Origin of the sequence: Thermoanaerobacter sp. RKWS2 (genome assembly GCF_026240795.1) — a bacterium.
Classification (GTDB): Bacteria; Bacillota; Thermoanaerobacteria; order Thermoanaerobacterales; family Thermoanaerobacteraceae; genus Thermoanaerobacter; species Thermoanaerobacter ethanolicus.
In genome coordinates this window covers 2205779-2227589 of record NZ_CP110888.1, presented here as the reverse complement: position 1 = coordinate 2227589, position 21811 = coordinate 2205779, and the positions used below count along the sequence as shown (strand labels likewise).

General features: G+C 34.5%; 14 protein-coding genes and 2 pseudogenes. 11 read left to right on the top strand and 5 right to left on the bottom strand.

The genetic code is table 11. The annotated features are described in order from the left end of the window. The first annotated feature begins 34 nt into the window (after positions 1-34). The 5 genes and pseudogenes from OEI98_RS11720 (at position 35) to OEI98_RS11700 (ending at position 12800) form a co-directional block, all read left to right on the top strand. A pseudogene (locus OEI98_RS11720) lies at positions 35-8700 on the top strand (GH36-type glycosyl hydrolase domain-containing protein). Between the two features lie 150 nt (positions 8701-8850). After that, positions 8851-9828, top strand: a complete 978-nt coding sequence (locus OEI98_RS11715) for an ABC transporter ATP-binding protein (protein ID WP_003867490.1) — start codon at positions 8851-8853, stop codon at positions 9826-9828. Then, entirely contained in the window at positions 9794-10501 is a 708-nt protein-coding gene (locus OEI98_RS11710; RefSeq protein ID WP_003870609.1) for an ABC transporter permease, read from the top strand. Before OEI98_RS11715 ends, OEI98_RS11710 begins: the two co-directional genes overlap by 35 nt. An 11-nt stretch (positions 10502-10512) precedes the next feature. Further along, entirely contained in the window at positions 10513-11901 is a 1389-nt protein-coding gene (locus OEI98_RS11705) for a GldG family protein (RefSeq protein WP_003870610.1), read from the top strand. Beyond that, positions 11898-12800: a DUF4340 domain-containing protein gene (locus tag OEI98_RS11700; RefSeq protein ID WP_004404421.1), complete on the top strand. Its 903-nt coding sequence runs from the start codon at positions 11898-11900 to the stop codon at positions 12798-12800. Before OEI98_RS11705 ends, OEI98_RS11700 begins: the two co-directional genes overlap by 4 nt. A gap of 80 nt (positions 12801-12880) precedes the next feature. On the opposite strand, the gene ltrA is transcribed toward OEI98_RS11700, so the two are convergent. Then, complete coding sequence (gene ltrA / locus OEI98_RS11695) at positions 12881-14293, bottom strand: group II intron reverse transcriptase/maturase (RefSeq protein ID WP_266038037.1); 1413 nt, start codon at positions 14291-14293, stop codon at positions 12881-12883. 625 nt (positions 14294-14918) lie between these two features. Between ltrA and OEI98_RS11690 the strand changes: the two genes are divergently transcribed. Then, entirely contained in the window at positions 14919-15077 is a 159-nt protein-coding gene (locus OEI98_RS11690; protein ID WP_019907945.1) for a hypothetical protein, read from the top strand. A 188-nt stretch (positions 15078-15265) separates the two neighbouring features. Here the strand turns inward: OEI98_RS11690 and OEI98_RS11685 are convergent, their stop codons facing one another. The 4 genes from OEI98_RS11685 to OEI98_RS11670 all read right to left on the bottom strand — a co-directional run bounded on the left by OEI98_RS11685 (position 15266) and on the right by OEI98_RS11670 (position 16710). After that, positions 15266-15532 (bottom strand): HEPN domain-containing protein, encoded by a 267-nt coding sequence (locus tag OEI98_RS11685; RefSeq protein ID WP_019907944.1) that lies wholly within the window; start codon positions 15530-15532, stop codon positions 15266-15268. Next, positions 15522-15665 (bottom strand): hypothetical protein, encoded by a 144-nt coding sequence (locus tag OEI98_RS11680; RefSeq protein ID WP_003867495.1) that lies wholly within the window; start codon positions 15663-15665, stop codon positions 15522-15524. The genes OEI98_RS11685 and OEI98_RS11680 overlap by 11 nt, the downstream gene beginning before the upstream one ends. Further along, a complete protein-coding gene (locus tag OEI98_RS11675) occupies positions 15649-15993 on the bottom strand; it encodes a nucleotidyltransferase domain-containing protein (protein ID WP_019907943.1) in 345 nt (114 codons plus the stop codon). The genes OEI98_RS11680 and OEI98_RS11675 overlap by 17 nt, the downstream gene beginning before the upstream one ends. A gap of 144 nt (positions 15994-16137) precedes the next feature. After that, complete coding sequence (locus OEI98_RS11670; RefSeq protein WP_003870624.1) at positions 16138-16710, bottom strand: Uma2 family endonuclease; 573 nt, start codon at positions 16708-16710, stop codon at positions 16138-16140. A gap of 344 nt (positions 16711-17054) precedes the next feature. On the opposite strand from OEI98_RS11670, the gene hisZ reads away from it, so the two are divergent. The 5 genes and pseudogenes from hisZ to hisB all read left to right on the top strand — a co-directional run bounded on the left by hisZ (position 17055) and on the right by hisB (position 21762). Next, the gene (hisZ, locus tag OEI98_RS11665; protein WP_029687512.1) at positions 17055-18197 is read left to right on the top strand and encodes an ATP phosphoribosyltransferase regulatory subunit; all 1143 of its coding nucleotides are present in this window, start codon (positions 17055-17057) and stop codon (positions 18195-18197) included. Position 18198: 1 nt separating this feature from the next. Beyond that, positions 18199-18840, top strand: coding sequence for an ATP phosphoribosyltransferase (gene hisG / locus OEI98_RS11660; protein WP_003870626.1), 642 nt, complete (start codon positions 18199-18201; stop codon positions 18838-18840). Between the two features lies 1 nt (position 18841). Beyond that, complete coding sequence (hisD, locus tag OEI98_RS11655) at positions 18842-20125, top strand: histidinol dehydrogenase (protein ID WP_019907941.1); 1284 nt, start codon at positions 18842-18844, stop codon at positions 20123-20125. Position 20126: 1 nt separating this feature from the next. Beyond that, entirely contained in the window at positions 20127-21182 is a 1056-nt protein-coding gene (hisC, locus tag OEI98_RS11650; protein WP_266038030.1) for a histidinol-phosphate transaminase, read from the top strand. Continuing rightward, positions 21179-21762 (top strand): annotated as a pseudogene (gene hisB / locus OEI98_RS11645) (imidazoleglycerol-phosphate dehydratase HisB). Before hisC ends, hisB begins: the two are co-directional and overlap by 4 nt. The last annotated feature ends 49 nt before the right edge of the window (positions 21763-21811 follow it).

Genomic DNA, 21811 nt, shown 5'->3' with positions numbered 1-21811 from the left:
TAGCACTAAATTGCAGTGAGGGAGTTGACATACTATGGAGTATGTGTTGATAGGAGCTATCTTGCTTTTAATAGCCGCGTTTGTTGTACATATTTCAAAAAAGCCTACATGGGGTAAGGAAGATTCTATAGGAGATTTTGACGATATTATTTTAAGTTCGGAGGAAATGGAAAAGCATGCAGCAGAAATAGCGCAGAATCACAACATAATGAAGAGAACTAAATTATCCTATTTGCTAATTCCGCGGATGAATAAAGACTACAACTACATAAAGAATGTTTACAGAAATTTGAACAGCATTTTAAAAGAAGAGGATGTCTATATTTCTCAAGAAGAGGAGTGGTTGTTAGATAACTTTTATATAATCGAAGAGCAAGTTAAGGAAATAAGGAAAAGTTTGTCAAAAAGTTATTATTCGGGGCTTCCAGGGCTTAAAAATGGTTTATTCAAAGGTTACCCAAGAATATATGCTATAGCCTTTGAGCTAGTTCTTCACACTGATGGGAAAATTGATGAAAAAGCCATAATTAATTTTATAAAGGCTTATCAGACAAAGGCTTTGCTTTCCAGCTCTGAGCTGTGGGCTTTAAGCCTTATGATACGTATTGCTTTGGTGGAGAAAATAAAAAAGATTTGCGAGAAAATTGTAGAAACTCGCCACCAAAGGGAAAAAGCAGAAAAGATACTCACATTGCTTTTGGAAAAAGAAATGAAATATGAAGAAGTGAAAAAGCTTATAAGGAACAATATCAATGTTGCAGACAGATTCCCTCTACAATTTATTGAACATTTGGTAAGTAGACTTAGAAAAGAAGGGAGTAATTCTGTTAATGTCATACAGTCTATAGAAAAAATTTTAATGGAGTATGATACTAGCATTAACGATGTAGCAGAAAAGGCTCATCAAATACAGGCAAAAAGGCAAATTTCTATAGGCAATGCTATTACCAGTTTAAAAACTTTTTCCTCTCTCGATTGGGCACAAATTTTTGAAAGTTTGAGTTCCGTAGAGCAAGTTTTGAGGCAAGACCCGGACGGTACATATCCTAAGATGGATTTTGAATCAAGAGATTATTACAGACATGAAATAGAAAAAATAGCTAAATATTATAATACTTCAGAAACTTATGTTGCTAAAAAGGCAATTGAATGTGCAAAAGAAGTGACAGAACAAGAGGGAAAACTAGGATATATAAACCATGTAGGATTTTACCTTGTAGGCAAAGGAAGAAGTATTCTTGAAAATAAGCTGAGTAACAAATCAAAAAGGACAATAAGCTGGAGAAAAATTGCCAAAAAATCTCCAGAGACTTTGTATGTAGGTTTAATTTTAATCTTCCTATTGGTGGAGGAGTTTTTTGCATTAAAATATATAGCAAATTTTTCTAATAAATGGGGGCTATTATTTATCTCTGGTGTAATTCTTCTAATACCTTTTAGTGAAATGTCAGTTCAATTAGTAAATTGGATTTTAGTGCATATTTTTAAGCCAGTAGTATTGCCAAAAATTGAGTTAAAAGAAGGTATTCCTGAAGATGCTAAGACAATGGTAGTTATTTCTTCTCTTTTGCCAGATGAAAAAAGGACAAAAGAGCTGATTGAAAATCTTGAGGTGTATTATCACGCCAACAGAGAAAAGAATTTGTATTTTGGCTTATTAGGGGATTTTAAAGACGCTCCTTTTGAGGTTATGTCGGAGGATGAGAAGATTGTAAAGTGTGCTTTGGAACAAATTGAAAAGTTAAACGAGAAATATTCTAAAAACGGCGAAAAGATATTTTACTATTTCCACAGAAAAAGAAAATACAATCAAATGCAAAAAAGCTGGATGGGCTGGGAAAGAAAAAGAGGAGCTCTTGTCGAATTTAATGAACTTTTAAGAGGGAAGGAAGATACGAGTTTTTATGTAGTTAGTGGAGATGTTGCCAAACTAAATATAAAATATGTAATAACTTTGGATGCAGATACAAATTTGCCTATTGATACTGCTAAAAAATTAGTAGGTACTATGTTGCATCCCTTAAACAAAGCAGTGATTGACAGAGATTATGGTGTAGTAGTAGAGGGATATGGACTATTGCAACCTAGAATAGGCATTGATATAGAAAGCGCAAATGCTACACTGTTTTCTAAAATCTATGCTGGAGAAGGCGGTATAGATCCATATACTACAGCAGTATCAGATGTTTATCAGGATTTGTTCGGAGAAGGCATATATACAGGTAAAGGAATATACGATGTAGATGTATTTAGAGAACTTTTAAGAGATACTATACCGGATAATTCTATTTTAAGTCATGACCTTTTAGAAGGGTCCTTTGTGCGAACCGGTCTTGTCAGTGATATAGAATTGATTGATGGCTATCCTGCTAAATACAATTCCTATATCATGAGACTGCACAGATGGGTAAGAGGGGATTGGCAGTTATTGCCTTATTTGAAATCTAAAATAAAAAATAGAAAAGGAGAAATGGTAAAAAACCCCTTTCTTTAATAACTAAATGGAAAATTATAGACAACCTAAGAAGAAGTGTTGTTTCAGTTGCCTTGATGTTAATGCTATTTTTAGGATTTAGCCTTTTGCCGGGAAGCAGTTTTTTATGGTTAGGGGTTGCGATTTTAACTGTATTCTTCCCAATTCTACCTGCTTTAGTTGACACTATTTTTAAAGGCCAGTTCAGACACTATTGGGAAAAAAGACATAAAGCCGTGATAACAAGCATAGAAGCCGCTTTTTATCAATCATTACTTAATTTTGCGTTTTTACCCTATCAAGCTTATATGATGGCAGATGCAATAGTTAGAACACTGACGAGACTGTATATAACTCGAAAGAATTTATTAGAATGGGTTACGGCTGCTGACATGGAGAAGCGACTTAGAAATGACTTTGCAAGTTTTTTTAAAAGAATGTGGATAGTTTTAGTAGAGGGATTAGCATTAGTTGCATTAGTTATGTATTTTAAACCCCAAGATTTAATTGGGGCAATAGTGCTTTTTTTCCTTTGGGCAATTTCTCCCTACATTGCTTTTTATATAAGCCAGCCAATAATTTCAAAAGAAAAAACTGTGTCACAAGAGGAAATGGAGGAATTGCGACTAATTGCGAGAAAAACCTGGAGATTTTTTGAAGACTTTGTGACAGAAAGCCAGAATTATCTACCACCAGATAATTTTCAAGAAGACCCGCCTAATGGGATTGCGGAGAGAACGTCACCTACAAACATAGGACTTTACTTGGTTTCAGTAGTTGGAGCAAGAGATTTAGGCTATATAACCACAACTGAGATGGTAGAAAGAATCAAAAAAACCCTCACTACAATTGGAAAAATGGAAAAATGGAACGGCCATTTGTACAATTGGTACAATACGAGGACTTTAGAGCCTTTAAGGCCCTATTATGTGTCTACTGTCGATAGCGGAAATTTAGTAGGTTATTTGATTACAGTAAAGGAAGCAATAGGTGAATTTTTAAATAAACCTCTTATAGATATTGAATTGGCAAAAGGCTTAAAAGATACTATCAAAATGTTGAATATAGAAGGAATTACTGAAGATATTTTTAGAAACATTTTAAATAAAAAAACTTTAATGCCATCTGATTGGGAGGTATTCTTAAGTAAAATTAGTGAGAAACTTTCAAGTACAGAAGATGAGGTAGGAAATATTGAAAGGTTAAAGAATATAATTGGGGCTTTAAAAAGGGAGATGAAAGAATTTTTAGCATGGACAGAATTTGATGAAAGACAGAAAGAGCAAGAAATTTTTAAAAGATATAAGGAGGTTTTTGAAGAACATTCATCTCCAAAAGAATTGGAAAAAGTCTATAAAAACTATTTATTAGAAATAGAAGAAGTTTTTGAAAAAGCTACAGAAGAGGAGAAAGCTTTGTTAAAAAGTCAAAAAGATAAAGTTGCCCGGGCTTTGGAGAAAATCAAAAACTTGGAGGCAGAGATTGAAAATATAAAGAGTATAATTGAAAATTTGGTAGAAAAAACAGAGTTCAGACATTTGTATGATGAAAAAAGACAGTTATTCTCAATAGGATACAATGTTGAGGAGGAAAAACTTACAAAGTCTTATTATGACTTGTTGGCTTCGGAAGCAAGGCAAGCAAGTTTTATTGCTATTGCAAAAAGAGAAATTGATAAAAAACATTGGTTTAAATTGGGCCGGATGCTTGCCATTGAAAATCGTTATAAAGGCTTGGTATCTTGGTCTGGAACGATGTTTGAGTACTTTATGCCCCTTTTAATAATGAAAAATTACCAAAATACTTTATTGGATGAAACTTATGCCTTTGCTGTAAGAGTGCAAAAAAATTATGCTAAAGAATTAGGAATTCCATGGGGTATATCGGAGTCCGGATTTTACGCTTTTGACATAAATTTGAATTATCAGTACAAAGCTTTTGGAGTCCCAAGTCTAGGTCTTAAAAGGGGATTATCCCACGACAAAGTAGTAGCTCCTTATGGGTCTTTGCTGGCTATTGGAGTAGATGTAGAAGGGGTACTACAAAACATAAGGTTCCTTAAAAAAGAAGGAGTTGAAGGGAAATACGGTTTTTATGAAGCGATAGATTATACACCAGAAAGATTTCCTTTTGGCAAGAAAAGTGCGATAGTCAAAAGCTTTATGGCTCATCACCAAGGTATGGCTTTTGTGGCTTTAGACAATTTTATAAATAACAATATAATGCAAAAAAGATTTCATAAAGACCCAAGTATAAAAGCTATTCAAATATTATTACAAGAAAAAATGCCAATGTATTTAGATATAACGAGGGAAGAAAGAGAAGAAGCAAGAAAAATTCAAAAAGTTCGCAAAGAAGATGGAGACTTTGTAAGGGTTTTAGGAGAATCAAAAACTTGGCTGCCAGAGGTTCATATTTTATCGAGCGGAAGATATTTTGTAATGCTTACAGAAAAAGGGACAGGATACAGTAAAAATAACAAAGGTATTTTCTTGACAAGATGGAGGAAAGACTTGGCGCAAGATTTTGGTACCTTTATATTTGTTCAAAATATAAACTCTAATACTGTATGGTCAGCCACTTACGCTCCCTTTTACGAAAAAGGTCAGAATTACAGGGTTGTTTTCTCTGCAGATAAAGCAGAATACTTTAAAAGAGTTGGAAATATAGATACTCACTTAGAGATAGTCGTTTCACCAGAGGATGATGTGGAGATAAGGCGGTTGACTTTAAAAAATCATAGTAAACATCCGAGAATATTAGAAATTACAAGTTTTGGAGAAATAAGCTTAATAGATTTGCCAACAGATGTGGCACATCCTGCTTTTAATAAACTTTTTGTAAAAACAGAATTTTTAAAGGAAGAAGATGCAATTTTAGTCTGCAGAAAGCCAAGGGAACAAGGAAAAAATAAACTATGGGCTGTGCACAAGGTAGCAGTTTTAAGTGGAGAAATTGTGGGAGATACTCAGTTTGAAACTGATAGAGCAAAATTTATAGGAAGAGGAAGAAGTCTAAAAAATCCAATTGCTTTAGAAGCTGATCAGCCCCTTTCCAATACAGAAGGAGCAGTTCTTGATCCTATTGTAAGTTTAAGAAAAAGAGTAAAAGTAATGCCAGGGGAAGTAGCAAAAGTAGTATATATTTCTGCAATAACTGAAACTAAAGAAAAAGCCATAAAAATTGCTGCAAAATACAAAGAGGAAAATGTAGTAGAAAGAGCTTTTGAAATGTCGTGGACAAGAAGTAGGGTAGAATTAGATTATCTTAATTTAAAACCCAGAGAATTAGGCCTTTTGCAAAGAATGTTGGCTCACATTTTATTTGTGAGTCCTCAACGCAGGTATAGAGAAGAGATGATTTTGAAAAATGTAAAAGGTCAATCTGGTCTGTGGGCATATGGGATTTCAGGAGATTTGCCAATTGTGTTAGTAGAGATAGAAAAGATGGAAGAAATAGAAATGGTAAAGTGGTTTTTAAAAGCTTATGAATATTGGAAAATGAAAGGGATAAATATTGACCTTGTGATATTAAACAAAGATAAAAGCGGTTATCTACAGCCCTTACATGATAAGATAAAAGAATTAATTAATACTACCTTTTCTTATGACATTTTTGGCAAATATGGAGGCGTATATTTGTTACAGCAAAATAATTTAAAAGAGGAAGATGTATATCTTTTAAATACTGTTGTTGCCCTTAAGTTTGAAGGAGGAAATGAATCTATTTACGACCAGATAATGATTAAAGAGACAAAAAACGCTCCAAAACTTAAAAATTGGGTCAAAAAAGTACAAAATTTTGAAGAAATCAAATTAGAGGAATTACCATTAGATTATTACAATGGTTTTGGAGGATTTAGCTATGATGGCAAAGAGTATATCATAAAGTGGGAAGGCAAAAGTACTCCTGCTCCTTGGATAAATGTGATTTCCAACCCTTCTTTTGGCTTTCAGGTGTCAGAAACAGGAGCAGGGTATACTTGGGCAGAAAACAGCCGGGAATACAAATTGACTCCATGGTACAATGACCCTGTTTTAGACCCCCATGGAGAGGTAATTTATTTAACAGATGAGGAAACAGGGGACAGATGGTCAATTACTCCTTTACCTGCTGGTAAAGCAAAAGTTCATTATATAAAACATGGTTTTGGGTATACTTCATTTGAAACAATATGCTGTGGTTTAAGCCAACACTTAAAGATGTTTGTAGCAAAGGAAGATTCTATAAAGATAAATTTAGTTACCATCAAAAATTTAGGGAATGAAAACAGGAAACTTACAGTATCTTATTACATAAGGCCAGTTTTAGGAGTAACTGATGAGATTACTTTTCCGTATCTATTTACAAAGTACGATGAAAAAATAGGAGCATTAATGATTAAAAATGTGTACAATGAAGATTTTGCTAATAGATTAGCATTTTTGTCAGCTTCAGAAAAGATAAATTCATTTACAGGCGACAGAGCAGAGTTTATAGGAGTTGCTTCAAGTTTAACTTTACCCCAAGCATTGGAATATGAGACTCTCTCAAATTCTACAGGAATATCATTAGACCCCTGTGCTGCAATACAATTTCATGTAGAAGTAAAAGCTAAAGAAGAAAAGCAATTTACAATCTTGTTAGGACATGGTAAAAACGAAGAAGAAGTAAAAAGGTTGATTTTAAAGTATACAAATGTTGAAAATTGTCAGAATGAATTGCAAAGAGTCCAAGAATTTTGGCAAGAGCTTCTAAGAAGGATACAGATTAAAACTCCTGACAAGTCAATGGATTTACTTGTAAATGGATGGCTGCCTTATCAAACAATTGCGTGTAGATTGTGGGCAAGGTCAGCTTTTTATCAATCAGGAGGAGCTTATGGCTTTAGAGACCAATTGCAGGATGCTATGAATATGGTATATCTAGAGCCAGAATTTACAAAAAATCAAATAGTCAACGCTTGCCAGCATCAGTTTGTTGAAGGAGATGTGCAACATTGGTGGCATCCTGTATTAAATAAAGGTATAAGGACAAAATTTGCCGATGACTTGTTGTGGCTTCCTTACGTCACAGCTGACTATATAGAAAAGACAGGAGATTGGCCTATACTGGACATAGAAGTAAATTACTTAGAAGATTTGCGTTTAAAAGAAGAAGAGGAAGAAAGATATTCAACACCTCGTATATCTGAAACAAAAGGTACAGTATATGAGCATTGCATAAGGGCTATAGACTATTCGTTAAAATTTGGAGAACATGGTTTGCCTTTGATGGGGGCTGGCGACTGGAATGACGGAATGAATAAGGTAGGAAACAAAGGAAAAGGGGAAAGTGTATGGCTTGGCTGGTTTTTGTACACTATTCTTCAGAAGTTTTCGCCCATATGTCAAACTAAAAAGGATGAAGAACATGCAAAAAAGTATCAAGAAATAGCTAATAAATTAATAAAAGCTATAGAAGAAAATGCATGGGACGGAAGTTGGTACAGAAGGGCTTACTTTGACGATGGGACACCTTTAGGATCTGTAGACAATTCAGAATGTAAAATTGATTCCATATCTCAATCTTGGTCTGTTATATCTAAAGCGGGAAAAGAAGTAAGAGTAAAAGAGGCAATGAAGGCTGTTGTAAATTATTTGGTCAATGAGGAAGAAGGGATAATAAAGCTTTTAACCCCTCCCTTTGACAACGGGGATTTAAATCCGGGGTATATAAAAGGATATGTTCCAGGAGTTAGAGAAAATGGGGGTCAATACACTCATGCGGCAGCATGGGTAATACTCGCCTTTGCAGAGCTAGGAGAAGGAGATAGAGCATGGCAACTTTACAATATGATAAATCCTATAAATCACACCAGGACCCCTATTGAGTGTATGAAGTATAAAGTAGAGCCCTATGTCATGGCTGCAGATGTGTATGCGGTAGAACCTCATGTAGGAAGAGGAGGTTGGACGTGGTATACTGGCGCAGCAGGTTGGATGTACAGAATAGCAATTGAGAACCTCTTGGGTTTGAAAAAATACGGAGAAAAACTTATAATAGACCCTTGTATACCAAAAAATTGGGATAAATATGTGATAGAATATAACTATAAGAATACGAAATATCTAATAGATGTAAGAAATCCCAATGCTGTTAACAAAGGTGTAAAAGAAGTATATATAGATGGGGAGCTTGTTACAGATAAGACTATTGATTTAACAAAGAAGGGAAATAGTCATCAGGTTTTAGTGGTAATGGGATAATAAGAAGCTATGACGACTTTTGTCATAGTTTCTTATTATCATTTTGCTTTAAGTTACAATCTTAACTAATGCTTAACAATTTGTACACAAATTTTTAATAATTTTGTGATATAATTTCCACACTATGTAAAATGGAGGGTTGAGACTGCTATGATGATAGAGCTAAAAAACGTCACAAAAGTTTATGGTACTCGTAAAGCAGTAGATAACATAAGCTTTTCTGTCGATAAAGGAGAAATAGTTGGTTTTTTGGGGCCCAATGGTGCTGGTAAAACTACCACTATGAAAATGATAACAGGATATATGCCTCCTACCAGCGGTACTATAAAAATTGCAGGATATGATATTGTTGAACAACCGATAGAGGCAAAGAAACATATTGGTTATTTACCAGAGGTACCTCCTTTGTATTTAGATATGACCGTAGAGGCATATCTCCATTTTGTAGGAGGTATAAAAGGTGTTCCTCCAAAAAAGAGAAGAGAAGATGTTGAACGAATTATACATGAAGTTGGTTTGACTGATGTGAGAAAAAGGCTTATAAAAAACTTGTCTAAAGGTTATAAACAAAGGGTTGGACTAGCACAAGCAATCATAGGAGACCCTGATGTTTTGGTATTAGATGAGCCGACAGTAGGTCTTGACCCTAAGCAAATTAAAGAAATAAGAGATATTATAAAAGAGTTAGGGAAAAAGCATACAATAATTTTAAGCACTCATATATTGCCAGAAGTTAGTATGGTATGTGACAGAGTTATTATAATAAATAAAGGGAAAATTGTTGCAATAGATAAGACAGAGAATTTATCAACTGCATTGCAAAATTCAAGGAGATATTTTATAAAAGTGGAAGGGCCTTATGAAGAAGTAGTAAACAGTGTAAAAGAGATTGAAGGAGTAACTAATGTAGAAGCAGAAGTTGATTCAGATAATACGATAAAGTTGACAGTGGAATCTTCTGCTGATAAAGATGTTCGAAAAGATATGTTTTTTGCTTTTGCCAAAAAAGGCTTTCCAATATTAGAACTTAAAATGCTAAATTATAGTCTTGAAGAAGTATTTTTAGAACTTACAACAGAGGAGGAAAGTTACGATGAAAATGTGGGAAATACTAAAGAGGGAGCTTAAAAGCTATTTCTTTTCCCCACTTGCCTATGTGCTGCTAGGATTTTATCTTTTGATATCTGGATACTTTTTTACAACCTATGTGTTATCTACTCATTATGCTATATTAACTCCAATCTTAGGTAGTATGGTCACTGTTTTTATGTTTATAAGTCCTATTTTGACAATGAGACTTATTTCAGAGGATATGAAGACGGGAACAGATCAACTTTTACTCACGTCACCCGTTACAGTTACTGATATAGTGATTGGCAAGTTTTTTTCTACAGTGTTTGTGTATTTAGTAGCACTTGTAATAACTTTTTTATACCCCATTTATCTTAAATTGTATTCTTCACCAGATATGGGTTCTATCATAGCAGGTTATATTGGAGTGTTTCTAATAGGAGTGACTTTTATATCAATAGGGCTTTTTGCTTCTTCACTTACAGAAAATCAAATGATAGCTGGAGTAATTGGATTTGCTTTAATTCTTGTGCTTTGGTTGATTAGTTGGCTAGGAGACGTGTTTAGTGGAAAAGCAAAAACTATTTTTCAGAATCTGTCTTTCTTTGACAGGCTAAATAATTTTCTAAATGGATTAGTGAATTTAAGTGATGTAGTCTTTTTCATAAGTGTAATTATATTCTTTATTTTCTTGACAATTCGTGTTGTAGACAAAAGACGTTGGAGTTAGGAGGAGAAAAGATGAATAATATAAGGCTAAAGTACGGGACTAATGCTTTTATAATGACAGCTCTTTTACTGGCTATTTTAATATTGGCAAATGTTATAGTCACGCAAAAGCCTGTCAAGTGGGATTTGACTAAAAACAAGCAATATACCCTTTCTGACCAAACAAAACAAGTTTTGAAAAGTCTAAAAACAGATGTAACTGTCTATGCCTTTTTCAAAGAGGGTACTACTTCAAGAGACATGGTAAAAAGTTTGTTAGATCAATACAGAAATGTTTCAAAGAGAATAATTGTCCATTTTGTAGACCCAGATAAGGAGCCGGCAACTGCTCAAAGATATGGAATTACGGATTATGACACAGTGCTTTTTATTGCAGGAAGTGGTGCTAATGAAAAAAGACAGATAGTAAATTCTTATGATATTTTTGGCATGGGTAGTCAGCCTAATACTGCTACTTTTAATGGAGAAGAACAGTTTACACAGGCTATAATTGATGTTACACAGCCTAAAAAATTAAATGCGTATATTCTTCAAGGACATGATGAATTAAACAGTATTGACTATTTGGTGACTTTTAAAAACGCTTTGAGAGGAGAAGGATATAATGTAGAAGATTTAAATATAGGACAGGCAGGAGGAATACCAAAAAATACAGACTTATTAGTTATTGTTAACCCAAGAAGAGACTTTACTGACAAGGAAATGGCTGCTTTAAAAGAATACTTTGACAAAGGCGGAAAAGCAATCATTGCAATGGGGGCAGAATATGGGCCTTTGACTCAAAAATCTGTAAATGAGCTTTTGTCTACTTGGGGTGTAAAATTTGACAATGACGTTGTAGTAGATCCAGGAAGGAATTATTTTATGGACCCGCTTTCTCCAGTTCCTCAGTACAAATTTCATACTATAACTAATAAATTGGATTTATCAAACTTGTACGTTGTAATGCCAATGTCAAGAAGTATTTCTTATCCTGATAAACCAACAGAAAATATAACTATAGAGCAATTGCTTTCAACCAGTGATAAAGCTTGGGGTAAAACCGATTTTAACTCAAAAGATGCTAATTTTCAAAAAGGTGATATCAAAGGTCCTTTAAGCTTAGGCTTAGCTATATCCGATTCAAAGACAGGAATGAAGATTGTAGCTATTGGAAGTAGCATGATGTTTACTGATAAAATAATTACATTGGAAGCTAATAGAGACTTTTTAATGAACAGTGCTAACTGGTTAGCGGATAAGACAACACAGATTTCTATACGTCCTAAATCCCTTGAGTTTAATCAGATTTTCCTAACTGGCAAACAAGCTGCTATACTCTTTTATACCACAGTTGTAACTATTCCACTGGTAATGTGGATAATTGGAGGATACATGTGGTATAGGAGGAAGACATTATGAAGATTTTTAAAACCACTATTGTTTTGCTGGTAATATTCGCTGTTCTTTTTGGCTACTATTTTTATGAAAGTAAGACCAATAAACCTGTTAAAGAAGACAACAAAATTTTTACCTTCAAAAATAACGATGTAAATTCTATAAAAATAGAAAAAGAAGGGAAAACTTTAATTGATTTTAAAAAAGAAGGCGATACATGGTTTATAAAAGAACCTATTGACTACAAAGCAGATAGCATTTATGTTGATGAATTATTAGACAGCTTGACATCTCTCACTTTTGATAGAACGTTAGAAGGTGATTTATCCACTTATGGTCTTGACAAACCTTCTTATGCGATAAAAGTATCTTTGAAAAATGGAAAAAGCTATTCACTTTTTATAGGTAATAAATCTCCTGTAAAAGAAAATTACCAAGAGGGTTATTATGCAAAAACTGATGGAGATAAAATTTACAGAGTCAATGCTTCTTCTTTAGAGAATTTCTTTCTGACAGATGATTACGTATATAAATATATGGAAAAATTTGTAGTGTCTATTCCAAAGAATGAAATAACTAAATTAGTTTTCTATCAAGATAGAAAAGAGTATCAAATACAAAAAGGTGAAAAAGATAACTGGCAAATTGATGGGAAAGCTATTAAAGCTGATGATGTGGACAATCTCTTAGACGGAATAGTGTTACTTCAAATTAGTGGATTAGATGAAGGAAAAAATATTTCACAGGGAGAAACACCTTTTGCTTTTGATGTGTATGGCAAGGACAAAGTAGAAAAAATAAGCTTTGCTAAAAGAGATGCAGAAAATAAATATGTGCTTATTAATGGACATTGCATAGGACAATATGTAACTTTGAAAGACATAAAAAATCTGCAAGATACTTTTGATAAACTTATTAAGTAAAATCGAGTAGGAGCTGAATAATTATTTTATTCAGCGTCCTCTCACACCACCGTACGTACCGTTCGGTATACGGCGGTTCATTAGGAATTGTGTACAATTAGATATCTTTGGGATAAACTCTTATAACCTATGCTTTCAAAGTATTTATTTGTAAGAGTCTTATTTAGGATTGGGCTATTGGATATTCTCCAGTAGCCTTTCCTTGTATTGGCGTATTCCCAGGCTTTTTGTTCTTCTACTCCTAGTTTTACTAAGTTATCATGCTTCGTTTTTATCTTCTTCCATTGTTTCCATATACATGCCCTTAGTCTTCGCCTTATCCATTCGTCAAGGGTTTTCATTATGCTTTTCGCGTCTGCTAATCCAAAATAGTTGACCCATCCTGTTGTTATTTGATTTAGTCTTTTTATTCTGTTTTCCATGCTTATTCCCTTGTTCCGATTGGTTATTTCTCTTACTTTTCCCTTAAACCTTTTGATGGATTTTTCATGGATTCTTATTCTTACTTCGTTTTCTTTTGTGTAGAATGAAAATCCAAGAAATTTTCTTCTCCATGGTCTATCTACAGCACTTTTTGCTTCATTGACTTTTAGTTTTAATTTGCTTTCTATGAATTTCTTTATGCTCTTCATTACTCTGTCTCCTGCAGACCTGCTTTTTACATATATGTTGCAGTCATCTGCATATCGGCAGAATTTATGCCCTCGTTTCTCAAGTTCTTTGTCTAGTTCGTCCAACATTATGTTTGCTAATAGGGGACTTAATGGCCCTCCTTGGGGTGTCCCTTCTTCTGTTGATACTTTGATTCCGTTTATCATTACTCCTGATTCTAGGTATCTTCGTATTAACTTTAGTACCCTTTTGTCCCCTATCCGCTTTTCTAGTTTGGACATTATTATGTCGTGGTTTACTCTGTCAAAGAACTTTTCTAAGTCCATATCTACAACCCATGTGTATCCTTCATTTATGTATGCTTCTGCGGCTTTTATTGCGTCTTTTGCACTGCGTCCTGGTCTGAATCCATAACTGCTATCAGAAAATGTATGGTTGTAGACTTTATTTAGTATTTGGGCTATTGCTTGTTGTATTAGTCTGTCTAGTACTGTAGGTATTCCTAGTAGTCTTTTCCCTCCATCAGGTTTGGGAATTTCTACTCTTCGCACTGGTTGTGGTTTGTATTTCCCCTCCAGCAGTTGTTGTTTTATGGTTGCCCAGTTTTCTTTGAGATACGGTAGAAGTTCATCTACTCCCATCCCATCGACTCCATGGCTTCCTTTATTTGCAACAACGCGCTTGTATGCTGCTTCCATGTTCCCTCGTTCTACTATCATTTCAAGCATCTTGCCGGTATATCTTTGTACCTCGTTTCTTCCCTCTTCCGACGCCGATGATATACTATGCACTTCCGTTGTCTTTTGAAATTCCATTTCTCTATTCAACGGATAGCCTCTTTGTTGAGTTGTCTGCAGTCTCTGCATATCTTTCGAGTCCATAAGATTTCCAAAACCTCCTAACGTTCGGTCCTTCCTTATCTATTCATGTCTAGATAAGTACTATGACCTCTGCTGACTTCTCAAGGTTCAGCCATACATCACTGCATGGGTTGTCACTTCAGATTTTACTCCCATGACTTATCCTTGAGACCTCCCCGGGTAAGAACGATAACTTTCATCTCATATATCTGCCAGATTTACTGTATGGGATTCGGGTAGTGTTGGACTTCGTTTTGTTACGCAAACTCATCCATCCCAATTCAGCCTCTTATCTGGTTCTTGTTCATCAGACCGAGATTTTGCCTTAAGCTTCCTTCAGATTCCACCTCACGATGGACACCCTTGCTCTTGGCTAGTGGTTCCCACTACCAAGCCCACAGCGGACTTTCACCGCCTAGTTATCGCCCATGCCGGGCGCACATATAGAAAGGCAGAAACTTACAGTTTCTGCCTTAGACTGTAGACAAACTTTCGTAAAGGAGATATTTTGCATAAGGAGCGACTTGTTACAAAGCGGCTCGGCACTCAAGTAAGAAAGTTTATAAAGTAAAATAGAAAAAACAAGCTTACTTGCTTGAGTGCCGGGAAACTTAGCAAGACCGAGGGTGGAGGCAGGGCCGAAGCCATGGATGGCGAAGGCGGGCACCTTAAGGCATGGATGCCACCTGACGTAGGTACCCTGCCGGAACCTGAAGGTCGAGCTTTAGTTTTGTCGCTTTGGAACATCGGAGCGACGATGCAAAATATCTCCTTTGAATATTTTTTAATTTTGTCAATAGCATAAACAGGTATATTTTCTTCTTCAATGGACTTCAATAAATCATTTTTAGGTTTGGAGCCAACTGCCATTACGACTGGATAATGATGATACTCCAATTATTAGTAATGTCAAGAGCTTTGTGTAACTTTAGTAAAACTTTGTTTGCTTTTTATGGGTTCATTCCATTTAATACACTAAGCTGAGGAAGACGATCACTTTTTCTTATCTTCTATAAGTTTAATTATATATTTCACAGAATTTTCAGCTTTTTCAAATGCCTTGGTAGCATTATCTTTATTAGGTTTGCCACCAGGTAAATAGCCAATAGGAGCACTTGGATATCTTGTTGGAATATAATAGGAGTCTAAAAATTCCATATCATCTCTCAAAATTTCAAATTCTTTGTCCAAGTTTATACACAATTCTAACAAAGTGATCAAATTGTGTACTTTAGGAGGATTTATATTATTAAAAACCAAATAGGCTTTTAAAGCTTTTTCTACAGCTTGCTGCGAATGGACACAAACAATAAGTTTTTAACAGTTCTTTTGCTGCCTTCAAATCGTCATTAGCATAATCTAACCACTGACTATATTTATGAACTTCTGTCATACAATATGACCCCCTTCTTGAGTACCTCTTCGGTATAAAATAGGTCTCTATTCTTCTTAAACAACTCTTCTTCTGGTGTATATACTAAAAAATCAACTCCTACTCTAGGATGGGTAAGCCTCATTAAATATAAAGTTCTATCAGCAAATCTTAAATCTGTATCCATTATCACGACTAAGTCAATATCGCTCCATTCCTTAGCAGTACCATTAGCCATTGACCCGAAAAGTATTATCCTCTCTGGATTGCACTTTTCAATAATAATATTCGTTATCCTCTTTAGCTCATCTTCTAAGGAATACTTTAATAATTCAGTGGCTTCTATCATAAAAAACACCTCTTTATTAGACTCTCCCTTTTATCCATCAACGTTTGACAGGAGTAGCGACTGTAACATTTTTAGTTCCGGAAGAAATGTTAAAGAAAAAAGGAATTCAGTCTACACAAAATTTTCTACAGTATCAGTTTCTATTCATATTAGTACTGTTTTTAAATCAATCACAAGATCTTCAAAAATAGAAACTTTAACTTTATCATCTTGTGTATATATGTCGGGTCGTCCATATCTTTCATTATCCTGTAAAATAAACACACTTAGGATTTTGTTTTCGGGTTCTACTATCCAATATTCTTTCACACCATACTTTTCATACAAGTTAAACTTGTGGAGTTTATCTTTCTGTGCTGTTGAAGGCGAAATAATTTCGATTATCAAATCAGGAGCTCCCGTACATCCCTTCTCATCAAGCTTGGATTCATCACACACAACAACTATATCAGGCTGAACTACAGTCTTTATATTTTCCTCGTCCTTCTCATTTCCGTCAGGAAACCTTACATCAAAAGGTGCCATATATACTTCACACGATTTATCTTTGAGATAATCAAAAAATTGGTAAAAAAGCTGTCCCAAGATCCTTTGATGAGTTCTTGAAGGGGAAGTCATCAAGTAAATTTGGCCATCAATCAGTTCTATTCTTTCATTTTCTGGCCACGCTATATAATCTGCATAAGTATATATTTTATTTTCTTTTGGCAACGGCATATTTAACACCTTCTTTCAAATTAGATTAAAAGCTTTTATTCCTCTTATGTAAATTGCCAAAACATCCACACCTTTTTCATCTAACAGCAAATACATTACTCACATTTAACCATTTAACTCCTTTTACATTTAATTATACCACAACAACCTTAAGTTTTCTTCAAATAATGTAAAATTTCACTTTTTGATTTTGCGTGGATTTACAATGCAAGCAGGATAATATTCAGTACGTTTCTGCCTATTTGTCTATGCTTGACATACATTGAAAATTAGGATACAATAAAAGAAGTACAGTTTATTACTTTATCACGTTACAAAGACAGAGTAAATTGTGGGGTGTTTTAATGATATATTTGCCTGATGGTGTACAAGATTTTTTGCCGGAAGAATATAGAGTTAAGCGCAAAATAGAAGAAAAGTTTAGAGAGGTTTTTATAAAATTTGGCTATCAAGAGATAATGCCTCCTACTTTTGAATATAGCGATAATTTTTCTGTTTTGTTTGATGAAAACAATTTGTACAGGTTTTTCGATAAAAAGGGAAATATATTAGCTTTAAGGCCAGATGTGACTACTCAAATAGCGAGAATTGTCTCTACGAAGTTAAAAGGTAGTTTCCCACTTAAGTTATGCTATGTCGCTAATGTCTATCGCTATGATGACCCACAGGTAGGAAAAATGAGAGAGTTTACTCAGGCAGGGATTGAACTTATAGGTACAAATCATGAAGAATCTGATGCAGAGATAATAGCAGTTGCGATAGAGGCTTTAAAGAGTATTGGAATAGAGGACTTTAAAGTGGACGTGGGACAGGTGGAATTTTTTAAAAGAGTAGTGGAAGATTTAGAGTTACAAAATGAAGAAATAAACCTTTTAAGAGAGTTTTTGCAACAGAAAAATCAATCTGCGATAGAAGAATTCATAAATGATAAAGGAATTAGGGGCAAAAAAGCAAAGTTTTTAAGTGAACTTCCTCTTTTATTTGGTGGCGAAGAAGTGCTTAAAAGAGCAAAAGAGCTTTATGATACTCCTAAACTAGGTGAAACGATAGATTACCTTGAAAGAGTATATAGAATATTAAAAGATTTTGGTATGGAAGAGTATATAAGTTTTGACTTAGGAATGGTGCAAAATCTTAATTATTATACTGGTATCATATTCAGGTGTTTTGTTAAAGGGATTGGTTATGCTATATGTACCGGAGGAAGGTATGATGGTCTTTTAGGGATTTTTGGAGAGCACATTCCGGCGACAGGTTTTGCTATAAGTGTGGAAAGGTCAATGTTAGCACTTCAAAAACAGAAAAAAGATATTATTGATAAATCCTGGAGAGTTTTAATAAAATACAAGGAAAACTTAAGAAGTAATGCTTACAAGAAAGCCACTTTGTTAAGAGGTGAGGGAAAAATTGTAGAGATGTATAGCTATGAAAAAGCGAAGCATGTTGATGAAAATAGCTTTGACGAAATTATAGATATGGAGGAATAATATGGAAAATATTTCTATTGCACTGCCAAAAGGTAGAATGGCAGATAGTGCTATAACTTTGTTTGAAAAGGCAGGAATTGCTGAGAATATTTTAAAAGATATTTCTCGAAAACTTGTTGTTAATGACCATAAAAATTTAATGAAGTTTATGTTGGTGAAGCCAATGGATGTGCCCACATATGTAGAACACGGGGCAGCTGATTTGGGGATTTGTGGAAAAGATATTCTCTTAGAGCAAAAAAAAGATTGCTATGAAGTTTTAGATTTAAAATTTGGTTTTTGTAAAATGGTGGTTGCGGGGCCTAAAGAGGCAAAGGACAGTTTTCTTACTAATAAAAGAGTTGCAACAAAGTTTCCCAATATTGCAGAAGAATTTTTCAGGCAAAAGGGAGAAAATGTAGAAATAATTAAGCTGAATGGTTCTGTGGAGCTTGCTCCTATTGTGGGGCTGTCAGAGGTAATTGTAGACATTGTAGAGACAGGCAATACTTTAAGAGAAAATGGTCTTATAGTCATTGAAGAAATTTTTCCTTCCAGTGCGAGATTGATAGTGAATAAAGCCAGTCTTAAAACTAAAAGCCAGAGAATAAAAGAGATAATTATAAAATTAAAAGAGGTTGTGGAAACTTTTAAGGAGGTTTAAAATGATTGAGATATTTGATTTTCGAAAGGGAATTGACAATGGTATTTTACAAAAGCTTCACAACAGAAGTAAATTAGAGAATAAAGAAATAGCAAAAAAAGTGGAAGAAATAATTTCAAACGTAAGAGAGAGAAAAGACAAGGCTTTGTTTGAGTATACTTACATGTTTGACGGAATAAATCTTGACAAAAGTACTGTAAAAGTTACGAAAGAGGAAATAAAAAATGCTTATAAAGAAGTGGAAGGAGAATTTTTAAAAGCGATTGACAAAGCTATCAAAAACATAACAGAATTTCATGAAAAGCAAAAACAGTCTACATGGTTGGATTTTAAAGAAGGTATAGTTTATGGGCAGATAGTAAGACCTCTTTCTCAAGTTGGGATTTATGTGCCGGGGAGAACTGCTGCATATCCTTCTTCAGTTTTGATGAATGGAATACCTGCAAAGGTGGCTGGTGTAGAGAAAATAGTGATGGTTTCTCCGGCTGGTAAGAAGGGAGTAAACCCTTATGTGTTAGTGGCTGCAGACAAGATAGGAATAGAGGATATATATAAAGTTGGAGGCGCACAGGCTGTTGCAGCCTTGGCATTTGGGACAGAGTCAATACCTAAGGTTGATAAAATAGTTGGCCCGGGAAATATTTTTGTCGCACTGGCTAAAAGAGCTCTTTACGGACATGTGGATATTGATATGGTGGCAGGCCCCAGTGAAGTTTTAGTTATAGCTGACGAAACTGCTAATCCTAAATATGTGGCGGCGGACCTGTTGTCACAGGCGGAACATGATGTAATGGCATCTTCAATACTTGTCACAACATCTTTGGAGGTTGCGCAACAAGTAAAAATAGAAATTGAAAGGCAAATGGAATATCTTGAAAGGAAAGAAATAATTGAAAAGTCTTTAAAAAATTTTGGTGCGATAATTGTTGTAAATAATTTAAAAGAAGCAATTGGTATTGCAAATGACATAGCTCCGGAGCATTTAGAGCTTAACATTTCCAATGCCTTTGAAATAATTGGTGAAATCAAGAATGCAGGAGCAGTCTTTGTGGGAGAATATTCTCCAGAACCCTTAGGGGACTATCTTGCTGGCCCTAACCATGTGCTTCCTACTAGTGGAACAGCAAGGTTTTTCTCGCCTCTTTCTGTGACGGACTTTATCAAAAAGATGAATATTCTCTATTATTCTAAGGATTCTTTGAGAGAGGTAAAAGAGGATGTAATAACTTTAGCAAATTCAGAAGGGCTTACCGCTCATGCTAATTCTATAAAAGTGAGGTTTTAAAATGATTGAGAATTTGGTGAGAGAAGAAATTAAGGGATTTAAAAATTATGAAGTGCACAGTATTCCCTACAGATATAAGATGGATGCAAATGAAACGCCTTTTGAACTTCCTGAAGAAGTGATAAAAAATATTCAAGAGATTGTAAAATCTTCTCAAGTAAATGTATATCCAGACCCTACTGCAGAAAAGTTAAAAGAAGAATTGGCACGATATTGTGGAGTAGTGCCTACAAACATATTTGTGGGAAATGGCTCGGATGAGATAATCCACCTTATTATGCTGGCTTTCATAAACAAAGGTGATGTGGTAGCATATCCTCATCCTTCTTTTGCTATGTACAGTGTATATAGCAAAATTGCAGGAGCAGTCGAAATACCTGTAAGGTTGAGAGAAGATTATAATTACGATGTTGATAGTTTTATTAAAGTTATAGAAAAATATCAGCCTAAATTAGTGTTTTTGTGCAACCCTAATAATCCAACAGGAAGTGTTATAGAAAGAGAAGATATAATTAAAATAATACAAAAGAGCAATGGAATTGTAGTTGTTGACGAAGCTTATTTTGAGTTTTATGGTAATACAATTGTAGATGCTATAAATGAATTTGAAAACTTGATTGTTTTAAGGACCTTATCTAAGGCTTTTGGACTTGCCGGTTTGAGAGTAGGATATGCTGTAGCTAACGAGAATATTTTAAAGTATTTAAACCTTGTGAAATCACCTTATAACATTAACTCTTTATCTCAGGTAATAGCTTTGAAGGTTTTAAGGACAGATGTTTTAAAAGAAAGAATTAACTACATTTTAGAAGAAAGAGAGCGTCTTATAAAAGAGCTAGGCAAAATTCCTGGCATTAAAGTTTATCCCTCAAAAACGAATTTTATATTGGTAAAATTTAAAGATGCAGATTATGTGTACAAAGGACTTTTAGAACGAGGAATTTTGGTGAGGGATTTTTCAAAGGTAGAAGGGCTTGAAGGAGCTTTAAGGATAACAGTAAGTAGCCGAGAAGCTAATGATTATTTAATAAATGGGTTAAAGGAGTTACTGCTATGAGGAAGGCGGAAGTTAAAAGAAAAACTAAAGAGACGGATATATACGTTGAACTTAATATTGACGGAAAAGGAAATTATGACATAGCTACAGGAATAGGTTTTTTGACCACATGCTTTCTTTATTTGCCAAGCATGGACTTTTTGATTTAAAAGTAGTGGCAAAGGGAGATTTAGAGGTAGACACTCATCACACTGTTGAAGACGTAGGTATTGTATTGGGCAATGCTTTTTTAAAGGCTGCCGGCGATAAAAAATCTATTAAGAGGTTTAGTACATTTTATGTACCCATGGACGAAGCCTTAGTGAGAGTTTCTGTAGACATAAGTGGAAGGCCTTTTTTATACTGTGATTTGCCTTTAAAAGCTGAAAGAGTTGGAAATTTTGAAACGGAAAATGTGGAAGAATTTTTAAGAGCCTTTGCTTACAACTTTGGCATTACACTGCATGTAGAACTTTTGCACGGCAGTAACAGTCATCACATTATAGAGGCAACTTTTAAAGCACTGGGGAGGGCTCTTGATGAGGCATTGAGAATAGATGAAAGGGTAGAAGGGATACCTTCTACTAAAGGGATTTTATAAAGATACAGTTTAAGCGAGATTGCATATACTTTATACGTAACTTAAGTGA